Source organism: Xanthobacter sp. DMC12, from assembly GCF_056314105.1.
The window spans coordinates 332,979-346,552 of record NZ_JBQUYZ010000003.1 but is presented as its reverse complement, the minus strand read 5'-3'; the positions used below and the strand labels follow the sequence as shown (position 1 = coordinate 346,552).

Below are 13,574 nucleotides of genomic sequence, written 5' to 3'. Positions count from 1 at the left end.
AATCGAAAAGGCCGGGCGTGAGCCCGGCCTTTTGCGTTCTTGTGGCGGTCGCGCGCGGCTCACTTGGCGCCCAGTAGCTCCGGCACGCTGAGGAGGACGAACTCGTTGTCGTCGTTCTTCTGCGGGCTGCGGCCGGCCGAATAGGGCAGGTTGTTGTCGTTGCCCACCACGATCTCGGTGGGGCTCACCATCACCACGTCCTCAATGGTGAAGAAGGGCAGGTCGAGAACGCCCTCGGTGCCGCCCTGCTTCGCCTTGCCGTTCGGATCCTTGATGGCGAGAAGGTCGATATAGCCGACCTTGCGCACCGGCTGGCCGGCGGTCTCGGGCGAGAAGGCGATCTTGTAGACGCGCTTGAACTGGGCCGGCTTGTCGAAGCAGCTCGGCTCGACCTTGCCGGTGGCGCAGGCCTTGAAGCGGGAGCCTTCCAGGCTGTCGCGCTCGATGACGAGGCCGTGGGTGTCGTCGATCATGTTGAAGTCGCCGATGGCATTGCCCGCCACCGCCAGAGGATACTTCCACGAGCGGCCGGTCCATTCGCGCTTGCCGAGGTCGAACTCGACGATGCGCAGGACTTCCGCATCACCCACCTTCTCTTTGCCGCCGGCGGCCGCATCGAACAGCGGGCCTTCGAGCAGCGCATAGAGCTTGGTCTTGTCCGGGGAGAGGGCCATGCCCTCGAAGCCCTTGGAGCGATAGACGTTGAACGCCACCTTGCCGTCCGGCGCGCCCGGCGTGGTGACCGCTGGATGATCGGGGGAGCGCACCACCTTGCCGTCCACCTTGGTCTCGAACACGGCCTTCACCTTGCCGTCGAGATCGGTCTCGATGAGGAAGGGGCCGAACTCGTCACCGAACCACAGGCTGTCACCCACGCGCTGGATCGATTCGAGATCGAAGTCGGAGCCGGTCAGGTAGCGCGTGGCGGTGCCTTCCATGACGATGGGGTAGGGCACCTTGCGATCGGGGTCGCTGATGAAGATGGTCTTCAGGCGCTCAATGGTGCCGGCCTTGAAGTCCATCTTCAGCCGGTGCGCCGTGAGCATGGCGTCCGGCGAGTTGGCCTTGGAGCCGAACCCGTTGTCGGTGAGCACCAGGAAATTCCCGTCGCCCTCGGAAACGATGCCGGAGAAGCCCTGCACCGGCTGCCCGTCGAACGGCAGCGAGAGGCCCGTCTCGCGCGGTGCCGCGGGATTGGAGAGAACGCTCACGCCCTTCACGCTGCCGATGGCGTCGATGCGCGCGCGATCGGCATTGGTGAACTTGCCCGACGTCTTCAACGCATCCGGCGCGTCTGCGGGGGCGGGGACGAAGGTGGCGGCCGGCAGGACCACATGTCCGGCGAGGACGGCCGGGAAGGCGGAGCCTTCGGCGGTCTTATCCTGCGAAAGGGCGGGTGCAACGAAGGCGGCGCCGGCAAGCAGCGCGAGGGCAACGCATTTCAGGGTGCGCATGGAAAACCTCCTAAGGTCCGTGCGCACCGCATCTGCGGCACCATCCTTGACGCGGCGGAGACAGCCGCGCGAACTTTGCATGACCTAAAGGAAGATCAGATCCATTTCAGCCGGCGGAATGTCCACAGGAGGACGAAGCCGAGCAGTAGGAGGAACACGCAGAGCGCCCAGAAGGCCGCGGGATCGGTGCTGCCGGGGATGCCGCCCACGTTCATGCCGAACATGCCCGAAATCAGCGTCATGGGGGCGAACACCACCGTGACCACGGCAAGCACCAGCATGGACTTGTTCATCTGCTCGGCGCGGGCGTCCACCATCTGGTCGCGGATGACCGCCGCCCGCTCGCGCACGCTGTCCAGCTCCTCGGAGAAGCGGGCCACGCGGTCGGCGGCATCGCGCAGGCGATTTCGGTCCTTCGGCCCCATCCAGGGGTCATCCTCAAGCGCGAAATGATTGAGCGCCTCGCGCTGGGGCGCGATGTGCCGGCGCAGCTTGATGGCCACCCGGCGCAGCACCGCGAGCTTGGGCAGAAGCTCGGATGTCTCGGTAACGAGGACGGCATCCTCGAGCTCGTCCGCCTCCTCGATCAGAGTCGTCACCACCGCGTCCACCCGCTCCACGAGGCGCATGGAGAGGTCGGCCACGAACTCGCCCTGCGTGCGCGGGCAGCGGCCACGGCCGAGCGCATCCTCGAAATCTGCGATGGCGGAGAGGAAGTCGTGCTGAACCGAGACGATGCGCTGGGCATCCACCCAGAGGTGAACGGTGATGAGCTCCTCGGGGAGCGCGTTGCGCTGCAAATTGATGCCGCGCAGGGAGAGGAGCGCACCATCGGCGAACATCACGCAGCGCGGGCGGCACTGGTCCTCGGCCATGATTTCCAGCGCGTGCCCCTCCAGGCCGCTGTCGACCCGCAGCCACGTCTGCGGCGCGCGGGGCAGATGGCGGAAATGCAGCCAGATAAACCCGCCTTCGGGCGCCGTCGCGGAGATGGCATCCTCCGGCTTGATGCGACCTGCGCCGCCCTTGCCATCGAACCACCATGCGGAGACGAGGCCCTGCGTGTCGATGGTGGAGGCAAGAGCGGCCATGGCAGGTTCCGTCGCTGACGTTACGGGCCTTCCTCGCACGATTGCACGACGCGAAAAAGTCTAGCGCTACGTCAACTCACGAGCCGGCAAGGGCGTCGAGAATCCGCACCCAGCTGCGCGTGCCCTTGTGGAAGGACGTGAGGTCGTACTTCTCATTGGGGGAATGGACGCGGTCGTCGTCCAGGGCGAAGCCGATCAGCAGCGTGTCCACGCCCAGCCGGTCCTTGAACTGGCCCACCACGGGGATGGAGCCGCCCGAGCCGATGGTGACCGGTGCGACGCCCCATTCCGCCGCGAGGGCCCCGGCGGCGTGGCCGAGGTCCGGGCTCTCCGGCGGCACGAGGAAGGCGCGGGCGCCCTCGCCCCAATGGAACACAGCGCGGCAGTCGGCGGGCACCCGCGCCGCCACGAACGCCTCGAAGCCGGCGCGCAGCTTGGCCGGATCCTGGTCCGCCACGAGACGGAAGGAGATCTTGGCGGTCGCCCGGGCGGGGATGATGGTCTTGGTTCCGGCGCCGGTGTAGCCGCCGAAGATGCCGTTGACCTCGAAGGTCGGCCGCGACTGAATCTGCTCGATCACCAGCCGGTCGCTCTCGCCAGCCGAGACCGAGAGGCCGACCGGCTTCAGGAAGGCTTCGGCGGTCAGCCCAAGCGCCTGCCAGCGGGCGCGGACGTCAGCGGGCGGCTCGCGCACGTCGTCGTAAAAGCCGGGCAGGGTAACGCGGCCGTCGGCGTCATGGGCCTCGGCGAGGATGGCCGCCAGCACATGGATGGGGTTGCGTGCCGCGCCGCCGAACAGGCCCGAATGCAAATCCCGGTCGGCGCCCTCGATGGTCAGCTCTGTATGGAGGATGCCCCGCAGCGAGCTGGTGATGGAGGGCGTGCGCTGGTCCCACATCCCCGTGTCGCAGACGAGGGCGACATCGGCCGAAAGGTCGCCCGCATGGGCGGCGAGAAAGCCGGGGAGGTTGGGTGAGCCGCATTCCTCCTCGCCCTCCAGCAACACGGTGACGTCCACGGGCAGGGCGCCGCGGGTCGTGCGGAACGCCCTGAGCGCTTCGAGGAAGGTCAGCACCTGCCCCTTGTCGTCGCAGGCGCCGCGGCCGACGATGGTGCGCCGCCCATCCGGCGTCGTGCCGAGGCGGGGCTCGAACGGCGGCGACTCCCACAGATCGAGCGGGTCCACGGGCTGCACGTCGTAGTGGCCGTAGAACAGCACGCGCCGTGGGGCGCCGGTATCCGTGCGGGCGACCACAACCGGGTGACCGGCGGTGGGATGCACGGTGGCGGTGAAGCCGAGGGCCTCAAGCTCTCCGGCCACCCACTGCGCGGCGTCCCGGCAGGCGCCCGCATGGGCGGGATCGGTGGAGATGGACGGAATCCTGAGGAAGTCGAACAGACGCTCCAGCGCCCCGTCGAGCCCCGTATCAACCGCCTTCAGAATCGGATCGAGTTCCGATGCCGCCATCTCAACCTCCGCCAGCGCGACCTCTGTACCGGGCCGCGATGGGCCCGGAATCGCAGGGATGCTGGCGGTCGCGGGACCGTCTGGCAAGGTGCCAGACGGTTTGGCGTCAGGTCAGCCGGCGGTGACGAGATCGGCGGGCGATGCAATCACTGCGGATGCAGGACGCCCTAGACGGCGCGCGCGCTGGAGCACAGAGCCGATGCGGCGGTAGAGCAGCCGCGGGGCGACGGGCGTGCCGAGCGCGGCGTCGTAGCCGGTCCGGCCGGCGACACGCACGAGCTGCTGTGCCGGAACCTCCGCCACGAGCACGGCAGGAATGCCGGCACCGAAGCGGAAGGGGTTGGTGGGGGCATCCTCGGGATCATCCACCTGCACCACGAGCACGTCGGCCGTGCCTTGGGCGGAAGGATCGGTCACTTCGTCGATGGAGGCGACCTCGCGCACGGATCCGACCCCGAGGGCGGACAGGGCGAGGCGCGTCGCCTGGCGACGTTCCATATTGGCATCGAGGAGGACGATGCGGGCAGTGGGCAACACCTTCATGAGGCGCTCCAGGTCATGGCGCGCCTCGGTCCGCATCCACAAGGGAGGAAGGCTCGGGCACGCGTGTTGAGCATCTCTGCCGACGCGACCCCGCAATCTCGCCGACACGCTATGACACTACCGTTAGGAGCCTTCTGACGCAACACTTTCGACATTGCCACCACGGCAAGGCCACAGGAGTAAGGTCAAGCTGCCGTTAGGTACCGACGGGCGGTGTGAAGGCACCTTGAGCCTTGCCGTGGCGCGGGCGAGACCGGGGATGGCCCCCGCCCCCGCCCCGTCAGCGCTTGCTGATGCTCCCCAGGATACCCCTCAAGATCGCCTTTCCCAGCTGGGAGCCGACCTGAGTCGCCACGGATCGTGCCACCTGCCGCACCACCACTTCCGTGGTGGACATGCGCGTGCTCGGCCGGGGGGCGGCGGTACCGGTGGTCCGCCCGGTCGTGGTCGGGACGCGCGGCGTCGTTGAACCCTGGCGGGGCGCGCCGTCGCGCGGCACCGGCTCGACCTTCGGCGCGCCGGTGGCGGTGCCGAGGACACCGCCGAGGATGCTGTCCAGAATGCTGCCGCCGCCCGAGGACGGCGCGGCTTCCTCCGGCGCCGGCTGGGCCTTTTCCTCGGCCCGCGCCTGAAGCATCTCGAAGGCCGATTCGCGGTCCACCGCCGTGTCGTAGAGGTGTCCCACCGGGCTCTTCGCCAGGATGGCTGCGCGTTCTGCGGGCGAGAGCGGCCCGATGCGGCCCGAGGGCGGGCGGATGAGGGTGCGCTCCACCATGGAGGGAATGCCGTTGCCCTCGAGCATGGAGACCAGTGCCTCGCCCTTGCCCAGTTCCATGATGGCCTTGGCCGTGTCGAGGTCCGGATTGGGACGGAAGGTTTCGGCGGCGGCCTTCACGGCCTTCTGGTCACGCGGGGTGAAGGCGCGCAGCGCGTGCTGCACCCGGTTGCCGAGCTGGGCCAGCACGGTCTCGGGCACGTCCAGCGGGTTCTGGGTGACGAAATAGACGCCGACCCCCTTGGAGCGGATGAGGCGCACCACCTGCTCCACCTTCTCCAGCAACGCCTTCGGGGCCTCGTTGAAGAGCAGGTGGGCTTCATCGAAGAAGAAGACCAGCTTCGGCTTGTCCGGATCGCCCACCTCGGGAAGCCGCTCGAACAGTTCGGAGAGTAGCCAGAGCAGGAAGCATGAATAGAGGCGGGGCGAGCCCATCAATTTGTCGGCGGCGAGGATGTTGATGGTGCCGTAGCCGGAGCGGTCGATCCGCATGATGTCGGCGATGTCCAGCGCTGGCTCGCCGAAGAACTTGTCCGCGCCCTGGTTCTCCAAGACAAGCAGCTGGCGCTGGATGGCGCCGACGCTCTGCGTGGACACGTTGCCATAGGTGGCGGTCAGTGCCGTGGCATTGGCCGAGACGTGGGCCAGCATGGCCCTGAGGTCCTTGAGGTCGAGCAGCAGCAGGCCCTGTTCGTCGGCAACCCGGAAGACGATGTTGAGCACGCCCTCCTGCGTCTCGTTCAGCCCCATCAGGCGGGCGAGCAGCAGAGGCCCCATCTCGGAGATGGTGGCACGCACGGGGTGGCCCTGCTCGCCGAACATGTCCCAGAAGATCACCGGGAAGCTGTCCGGCGTGTAGGTGATGCCCACTTCCTCGGCGCGCTTCACCAGGAAGTCCTTGGCCTCGCCCTCGGCAGCGACGCCGGAGAGGTCGCCCTTGATGTCGGCGGCGAACACCGGCACCCCGGCCCGCGAGAAGCCTTCCGCCAGCACCTGCAGCGTCACCGTCTTGCCGGTGCCGGTGGCGCCGGTGACGAGGCCGTGGCGGTTGGCGAGGCGCAGGGTGAGATATTCATCCTTCGATTTCGCATGGGTCGCCGCCGCCTCGACGCGGCCGAGGAAGCTGCGCCCGACCAAGATGCGGCCGTCGGATTCGGGGGCCGGCGCCCGCCCCCCGGAGGACGCTGCGGATGCGGTTCGCGGTACCGACGTGCGGCTCCAGGGGCCGGGGGACGGCGCGGCACTGGCCGGCGTGCTTTGCTCGGGGCTCGTCCCGGACGTCGTTCCTCGGCTCGTCCCTGGGCCTTTGGCCATGGCGGTGTCCTCGCTCGGGCATGCGGTCCAGCCGAATCGCACCTTCGGATCCGGCCACGGCATCGCGATGTTTTCGCCCGCCGCAGTGGTGCGGGCAAGCCCGTTGCAGCGCCGCTTGCGCTTGTACTCGCCGGGTGAGAACTGCCGGCGCTCCCGCTTGCGAAAGCGCGCCGTGCCCGGCAATCTCGGTGCAGTCTCGCCTGCGATGCGGCGCAAGGAGATGGCATGGACGAGTTGATTGCGCGTCTAACAGAGCGGGTCGAGGTGGATGCCCCGACCGCCGAGGCCCTGGTGGCCATCGTCATCCAGTTTCTCGCTCGTGAGGCGCCGGCGAGTGCCATGGCGCCCCTCTACGCCACCCATCCTTGGGCGCGGGACATGGCCGACGTCGCCCCGGTGGAGGATGCAACCGCCCTCTCCGAGCGCCATTTCGGCGGCATGGCGCGGCTCATGCTGGTCGCCGACCGCATGATGGCCCACGGCCTCACCATGCCGCAGGTGCAGCTCGCGGTCCGCGAGACGGTGGCCTATGCCCGCGAGACGGTGGGCGCGGAGCCCGTGAATCTCCTCGTGCGCTCGGTGCCGGGCCTCACCCACGTGGTCTGACGGTCGCGGTCGCTGGGCAGTTGACTCGGCCCGCGGTTGTGGCCTGATCTTGATGCCGGCGCCCACAAGCCGGATTTGAAGGGGGGTCGCATGTCCTATCCCATCATCGAGATCGAAGGCGTCGGCGCGGTCTATGCCGAAAAGCTGAAAGCCGCCGGCATCACCACCACCGAGGGACTGCTCGAGAGGGCCAAGTCGCCCAAGCTGCGCAAGGAGCTTGCCGTGGCGACGGGGATCGACGAAAGCCGTATCCTCAAATGGGCCAACATGGCCGACCTGATGCGCATCAAGGGGGTGGGAGAGGAATATTCCGAGCTGCTCGAGGCAGCGGGCGTGGACACGGTGAAGGAACTCAAGACCCGCGTGCCCGCCAACCTCACCAAGGCCATGGCCGAGGCGAACGCCAAGCGCAAGCTGGTGCGTGCCCTGCCCACCGAGAGCATGGTGGAGAAGTGGGTGGCGCAGGCCAAGGACCTGCCGCCGGTGCTCACCTACTGAGACGGCAACCCGCCGCGCCGCGGCCCAGACCTTTCCGGCTGGCTCGCCGCAGGACCTTGCGGGGATGGTTCGCGCCGACCCTTGAAAACGGCGCGGCCTCCCCGTAATAGAGGGCGCGCGTGCCGCGGTAGCTCAGCTGGTAGAGCAACGCATTCGTAATGCGTGGGTCGGGGGTTCGAATCCCTTCCGCGGCACCATTTGACCATCTGCTGACGTCGATCGGCGTCGAAAAATCAAACAAAATCAACTGGTATCTGGCCCCGAGCGTCGCGGGGCGTCGATGTCCGTCTGTTGGCATCGGTGAGTGCCGACAGATCCGGATGCCAACACGATGCCCCTTTCGGACGTTGCTGTCCGTGCTGCGAGGCCCCAGCCAAAGCCTGTGAAACTGTCGGATGGCGGCGGCCTTCAGCTGCTGGTCACGCCGACGGGCGGGAAGCTCTGGCGCCTCGCTTACCTATTCGATGGCAAGCAGAAGCAGTTGGCCCTGGGAGCCTATCCAGGTGACTTGGCTGCTCGGCATCGCGCGCCCCGACCTCGGACAGCGCCCCATCGCCGACATCACCGCGGCGGAGGTGCTGAGGGTCCTCAAGGCGGTCGATGACCGAGGACATCACGAGACAGCAAAGCGTCTGCGCGCGACGATCGGCGGTGTCTTCCGATATGCCATTGCCACAACGCGCGCGGAGAATGATCCGGCCTACGCTCTCAAGGGCGCCTGACCGCGCCGACCGTGACGCATCGCGCGTGTGCAGGGCCTAACTCGGAACAGGCCCGCCGAACTCAAGACAACACGCGCGACGCCACCGGTGTGGGGCATTGCGCCAGGGTCAGCGGCCGGCCATTGCCAGGGCCGCGCGTAGCAAGGCGGTGTCGCTGCCCGCCGGCCCGACCAGCGAGATGCCGAACGGCGCGCCATCTACCTGCGCCAGCGGTAGGGATACCTGGGGCAGGCCGCCGAGGCCGGCGATGCACAGCAGGTTCATGGCCAGATGCCGGGTTGTGACTTCCACCTCGGCGGTGGCCATGCCGCGCAGCGGCGCGGGGCGCGGCACCGTCGGCATGAGGAACGCCGTGCCCGGTTGCAGCAGGTCGTCGAGCCGGGCGCGGATGGCGCGTCGATGGGCGGCGGCGGGTTCGACCGCCGAGGAGCAGACGGCACGGGCGGCGTCGAACCGCTCCTTCACCCCCGGCCCGAAGGCGGGCTGCACCCGCTCGATCCATGGGCCGACCGAGGTCCAGATCTCGGCCGCCTGCAAAGTGCGGAAGGTGGCGGACCAAGCATCAAGCCCGTCGGTTGCCAGGGCGATCTCCTCACAGGGCGCGATCGTTTCCTGCGCCAGGCGCAGCGCCGGACCCAGGGCGGCGTTCGCTTCGGCCGACAAGAGGGCGAATGCCTCGCGCGGCGCGAGCAGGCGGGTGATGGGCGGGGCGGGTGCGGCATCGGCCAGCAGCACGCGGCCCACGCGCTCCAGCAGGGCGGCGTCGCGGGCGAACCAGCCCACGCAATCGAAGCTGGGGGCGAACGGGGCGACACCATCGAGCGGGATGCGTCCATGGCTGGGGCGCATCCCGAACAGGCCGCAATAGCTCGCCGGCACCCGCACGGAGCCGCCGCAATCGGTGCCGATGGCGAAGTCCACCACGCCGCCCGCCGTGGCGGAGGCGGAGCCGCTGGAGGAGCCGCCCGGCACGCGGTCGGGCGCCCCCGGATTGAGCGGCGTGCCGTAATGCACGTTCTCGCCGGTGAGCGAGTAGCACAGCTCGTCGGCGATGGTCTTGCCGTCAAGACTCGCCCCCGCGTCCAGAAGGCGCTCTACGGCGACGGCGGAGCGCGGAGCGGGCGGGTGGGTCGCCAGCCAGTCGGGGTGGCCGTTGCCGGTGGACGTGCCGGCCACGTCCATCACGTCCTTCAGCGCGAAGGTGAGGCCAGCGAGGGGGCCGGAAGGCGCGCCGGGCCGTGTGAGGCGCGGGCCGGGGATGAAGGCGCCGAGGGCATCGGCCCCGCTCATTGTCCGCATCCGCAACCGGGAAAGTGCAGCTTCGCCCGCTCCCGCGTCAGGGTGCGCCGGCCGCCCTTGAAGGCCGCGAGGACCGGAGACAGCTCGGCCACCGCGGCGCGCGGGGAGGGGCTGTCGATGATGACGAAATCGGCCGCCTTGCCGGCTTCGAGCCCGTAATCGGGAAGGTTCATCAGGCGGGCCGGACGGCGCGTCACCATGTTGAAGCATTCGGTCATGTCGTGGGCCGAGCCGACGTGGCAGATGTTGGCGTTGAGGTTCGCCATCCGCAATTGCGAGCAATCGCCGAACGGGGTGAAGGGGTTCAGCACATTGTTGGTGGAGAGCGAGCAGTTCACCCCGTGCTTCAGCAGCTCATGGGCGGGCGTCACGCCGCGCGTCTTGGCGAAGGTGCGGTCCCGGCCCATGAGGAACAGATCGGTGGAGGGCAGCACGGTGAGCGCGACGCCGGCATCGCGCATGCGGCCCGCGATCTCGGCGAGCCGCTCCGGCTCCACATAGGCGAGCTTGGTCACATGGCCGATGGCCACCCGCCCGCCCCAGCCGAACCGCTCGGTGAGCGTGCAGACATAGTCGAGGTCAAGCGCTGTGGGATCGGCGCCGAAATCGAGGTGCATGTCGATGTCCACGTCGAAATCGCGGGCCATCGCGAACACCCGGTCGATCTGGGCATGGGGGTCGGTGTCCGTGTAGGGCGCCGCGCCCACCGCCTTCGCGCCGCGCCGAAGCGCCTCCACCATCAGCTCCTCGGTGCCGGGATTGTTGGTGAGGCCCTCCTGGGGGAACACGCAGACCTCGATGTCGATGGCCCAACGGAAATCCGCCACCAGCTGCATCACCCCCTCGAAGCCGCGCAGGCCGATGCCGGGGTCCACCTCCAGATGGGTGCGCATGTGGGTGGTGCCCTGGGCGATGGCCTTCTCGATGGTGCGCCGGCCCCGGTCGTAGACATCCTGCCGGGTGAAGTCCTTCTTGGCGCGGGCGACTTCGCCGATGGCCTCCTCCAGATCGCCTCGCCGGGAAGAGCAGCGATCGAGGATGCAGGACTTGTCGAGGTGGATGTGGGTTTCCACGAAACCGGGGGCGACGAGGCATCCCCCGGCATCCACCACCTCGGCGTCAGCCGTGATCTCGGGCGCGATGGCTTCGATGCGGCCGGCGGTGATGGCGATATCGACGATATGGTCCGGCGCGTCCGGCAGGCGCGCGTTCTTGACGATCAAGTCCATGGGGGCCTCGACGGCTGGCAGGGGTTGATTTCCGCGATCTCACTTCACGCTGGCGCGGGCCTTCTCGCCCTTGAGCTTGGCGCGCCAGGTTCCGGCTTCGACCATCTCGGCGATGACATTGGCCATCACCTTGGCCACCGCCTCGGAGCCGCGCGGGTTCATGCTGCGCTGGGAGACGACGACGGACAGCCGCCAGGACGGCGTCGGATCGAGGATGGGGACGGCAACCATCTCGCCGCGCGCCATCTCGTCCATGAAGGCGAAATGCGGCATCACCCCCAGCGCCCGGCCGGAGCGCACCAGACGGGCGATGGTGGGCAGGCTGTCGCAGGCCGTGGCGATGGGTTCCACGTCGTTGCGGGCGGCGAACTGCTCGATCACCGTGCGCATCACGTTGGGCGCGCCGGGCAGCACGATAGGCCACGCGAACATGTCGCGGAACGCGATGGCGCCTTTGGCTGCCAGAGGGTGGTCGGGCGCTGTGAACAGCATGAGGTCCTCGACCATCATCTCGGTCCAGGCCACATGCTCGAACGCCTTGTGGTCGTAGAGCAGGGCCACGTCCAGTCGGCCGGCCTGGAGGAGGTCGTCGAGATAGCCGGTCATGGCCTCCACCACGTGGAGGGCGATCTTTGGCTGCTGTTCGGCCATCGCCGAGATCAGCGGCAGTCCGAGGCCGCGGCAGGCAGAGGTGGGCAGCCCCACCGACACCCGTCCCGATGGATTGAGCGACGTGGAGCGAACCTGGTCCTTCACCCGGTCCACCTCCTCAAGGATGCGGCGGGCATGGTCGTAGAATTGCTGTCCCAGCTCGGACGGCGTGACGCCGCGCGCATGGCGCATGAGCAGTTCGACCCCCAGCTCTTCCTCCAGATTCTTCATCTGCTGGCTCAGCGAGGGCTGAGCAATGCGCAAAACCTCTGCCGCACGCGAGAAGTTCCCGCTCTCTGCAATCTGGACGAAGTATTTGAGCTGACGAAGGTCCATGGCTCACCTTTGCATTATCTGAAATGGCATTGCCTAAAGGCGATTGTCAAATTGCATGATATATAGACATATGCACAAACTATAGGCTTCAAAGTGACATAATCCGATAAGAATCAATGGTTTGGTATAGTCAATTTGGGTTCGGTGCAGCCTATTAAAACATCCTATAGGCTATTCCTATATCTTCGATCGGAAAATAATCTTTGTCCTGAGGCAGTGCCTATATCAGCCTCATCTCGCAGATGATTTTCGGGCGGTCATGCCCGGCGCGTCCTGTACACGGCAGGAGAAACAGACATGCCTCCACAGAGCATTTTGCGCGGCCAGATCTTGGCCGCGACGGTGGCGCTCGGCCTTTGCACCGGCCTCTCGGCCACGGCGCTGGCCGATCAGGAGCCTTGTATCGGCAATTCCGCCGCCGTCACCGGCCCGGCCGCCTTCTCGGGCTTCGCCATCAAGATGGGCGCCGAGATCGCCATCGACGAGATCAACGCGACCGGCGGCGTGCTCGGCAAGAAGCTGCGGCTGGTGCAGTATGACGATGCCGGTGCCCCGCCGCGCGGCGTCGACAACACCCGCCGCATCGCGCTGGCGGACAAGTGCATCGCCGTGCTCGGCGGTTTCCATTCCACCGTCGCTCTGGCGCAGGTGGACCCGATCCACGAGATCGGCATTCCCTACATGGGCGTGTGGGCGGCCAACACGAAGGCCATCGAGAACGGGCGCGATCCCAACTTCATGTTCCGCGTTTCCGCCAAGGACAAGTGGGTCGCCCGCTTCCTGGTGGACGAGGCCCTGAAGGCGTCGAAGACCGGCAAGGTGGCATTCTTCTACGAGAACACCGGCTGGGGCAACGGCGCCCTGCCGGACGTGAAGGCCGCGCTCGCCGCCAAGGGCAAGGAGCTGGTCGCCGCCGAGACCTTCAACTGGAACGATCAGGACATGTCGCCCCAAGTGATCCGCGCCCGGGACGCCGGGGCGGATGTGGTCATCGTGTGGTCCCTCGACCGCGAGGCCAACCAGATCCTGCGGTCCATGGACAAGGCGAGCTGGAAGCCGGCCATCATCGGCGCCTGGGGCATCTCCGGCAATCTCGGCGAGCTGGCCGGGCCTCTCGCCAACGGCGTGCGGGTGATGCAGACCTACTCGTTCCTCACCCCGCAAAGCGAGGCCGGCAAGAAGCTGCTTGCCGCCGTCGAGGCCAAGACCGGCATCAAGGACCCGAAGGACATCAAGGCGCCGTCCGGCATCGCGAATTCCTATGACGCGGTCTACGTGCTGGCCGACGCCATCAAGATCGCCGGCTCCTTCGACTGGAAGAAGGTGCAGCAGGCCCTCTACCAGGTGAGCCGCGACGGCATCGTCGCCCCCTACAAGCCGGCCTTCGACAAGGCCGATCCCGAGCGCCAGGACGCCATCCTGCCGCAATACTACCTGCTGACCGTCTGGCACGACGGCAAGCTGATCCCCCTCAAGGGCTCGCCCTACGACAAGTGAGCCCGCGCGGGAGGCGGTTTCCCTCGCCGCCTCCCGCTTCCGCCTCTCCCGCGCCTCGACCGGCCACGGCCGGGCCCCCTCCCATCGACAG

13 protein-coding genes and 1 tRNA gene are annotated in these 13,574 nt (G+C 67.7%); 6 read left to right on the top strand and 8 right to left on the bottom strand.

Features of this window, described 5'->3' with window-relative positions:
• Window positions 1–59: 59 nt before the first annotated feature.
• The 5 genes from ACT535_RS14740 to ACT535_RS14720 all read right to left on the bottom strand — a co-directional run bounded on the left by ACT535_RS14740 (window position 60) and on the right by ACT535_RS14720 (window position 6,645).
• Complete coding sequence (locus ACT535_RS14740) at window positions 60–1,454, bottom strand: esterase-like activity of phytase family protein (protein WP_476364973.1); 1,395 nt, start codon at window positions 1,452–1,454, stop codon at window positions 60–62.
• A gap of 95 nt (window positions 1,455–1,549) precedes the next feature.
• Window positions 1,550–2,545, bottom strand: a complete 996-nt coding sequence (locus ACT535_RS14735; protein WP_476364972.1) for a zinc transporter ZntB — start codon at window positions 2,543–2,545, stop codon at window positions 1,550–1,552.
• 76 nt (window positions 2,546–2,621) lie between these two features.
• The gene (locus ACT535_RS14730) at window positions 2,622–4,013 is read right to left on the bottom strand and encodes a M20/M25/M40 family metallo-hydrolase (protein ID WP_476364971.1); all 1,392 of its coding nucleotides are present in this window, start codon (window positions 4,011–4,013) and stop codon (window positions 2,622–2,624) included.
• 111 nt (window positions 4,014–4,124) lie between these two features.
• Window positions 4,125–4,556 carry a hypothetical protein gene (locus ACT535_RS14725; protein WP_168459092.1) on the bottom strand — a complete coding sequence of 144 codons (432 nt, stop codon included), beginning with the start codon at window positions 4,554–4,556 and terminating at the stop codon, window positions 4,125–4,127.
• Window positions 4,557–4,836: 280 nt separating this feature from the next.
• Window positions 4,837–6,645, bottom strand: a complete 1,809-nt coding sequence (locus ACT535_RS14720) for a helicase HerA-like domain-containing protein (RefSeq protein WP_476364970.1) — start codon at window positions 6,643–6,645, stop codon at window positions 4,837–4,839.
• A gap of 225 nt (window positions 6,646–6,870) precedes the next feature.
• Between ACT535_RS14720 and ACT535_RS14715 the strand changes: the two genes are divergently transcribed.
• The 5 genes from ACT535_RS14715 to ACT535_RS14695 all read left to right on the top strand — a co-directional run bounded on the left by ACT535_RS14715 (window position 6,871) and on the right by ACT535_RS14695 (window position 8,471).
• Window positions 6,871–7,251 carry a hypothetical protein gene (locus ACT535_RS14715; RefSeq protein WP_168459090.1) on the top strand — a complete coding sequence of 127 codons (381 nt, stop codon included), beginning with the start codon at window positions 6,871–6,873 and terminating at the stop codon, window positions 7,249–7,251.
• 90 nt (window positions 7,252–7,341) lie between these two features.
• Complete coding sequence (locus ACT535_RS14710; protein ID WP_476364969.1) at window positions 7,342–7,749, top strand: DUF4332 domain-containing protein; 408 nt, start codon at window positions 7,342–7,344, stop codon at window positions 7,747–7,749.
• 121 nt (window positions 7,750–7,870) lie between these two features.
• Window positions 7,871–7,946 (top strand) — tRNA-Thr (locus ACT535_RS14705).
• A 134-nt stretch (window positions 7,947–8,080) separates the two neighbouring features.
• Entirely contained in the window at window positions 8,081–8,353 is a 273-nt protein-coding gene (locus ACT535_RS14700; protein ID WP_476364968.1) for an Arm DNA-binding domain-containing protein, read from the top strand.
• Window positions 8,253–8,471 (top strand): phage integrase central domain-containing protein, encoded by a 219-nt coding sequence (locus ACT535_RS14695; protein WP_476364967.1) that lies wholly within the window; start codon window positions 8,253–8,255, stop codon window positions 8,469–8,471. The genes ACT535_RS14700 and ACT535_RS14695 overlap by 101 nt, the downstream gene beginning before the upstream one ends.
• Before the next feature lie 108 nt (window positions 8,472–8,579).
• Here ACT535_RS14695 and ACT535_RS14690 read toward each other — a convergent pair whose 3' ends face one another.
• From ACT535_RS14690 to ACT535_RS14680, 3 genes are read right to left on the bottom strand one after another with little or no spacing between them, the layout of a single operon-like run.
• Window positions 8,580–9,761 (bottom strand): amidase, encoded by a 1,182-nt coding sequence (locus ACT535_RS14690; RefSeq protein ID WP_476364966.1) that lies wholly within the window; start codon window positions 9,759–9,761, stop codon window positions 8,580–8,582.
• Window positions 9,758–10,999, bottom strand: a complete 1,242-nt coding sequence (locus tag ACT535_RS14685) for an amidohydrolase family protein (protein ID WP_476364965.1) — start codon at window positions 10,997–10,999, stop codon at window positions 9,758–9,760. Before ACT535_RS14685 ends, ACT535_RS14690 begins: the two co-directional genes overlap by 4 nt.
• A gap of 39 nt (window positions 11,000–11,038) precedes the next feature.
• Window positions 11,039–11,986, bottom strand: a complete 948-nt coding sequence (locus ACT535_RS14680; RefSeq protein WP_168459086.1) for a LysR family transcriptional regulator — start codon at window positions 11,984–11,986, stop codon at window positions 11,039–11,041.
• A 297-nt stretch (window positions 11,987–12,283) separates the two neighbouring features.
• Here ACT535_RS14680 and ACT535_RS14675 point away from each other — a divergent pair, with 297 nt between their 5' ends.
• Window positions 12,284–13,483 carry an ABC transporter substrate-binding protein gene (locus tag ACT535_RS14675; protein ID WP_476364964.1) on the top strand — a complete coding sequence of 400 codons (1,200 nt, stop codon included), beginning with the start codon at window positions 12,284–12,286 and terminating at the stop codon, window positions 13,481–13,483.
• Window positions 13,484–13,574 lie beyond the last annotated feature (91 nt).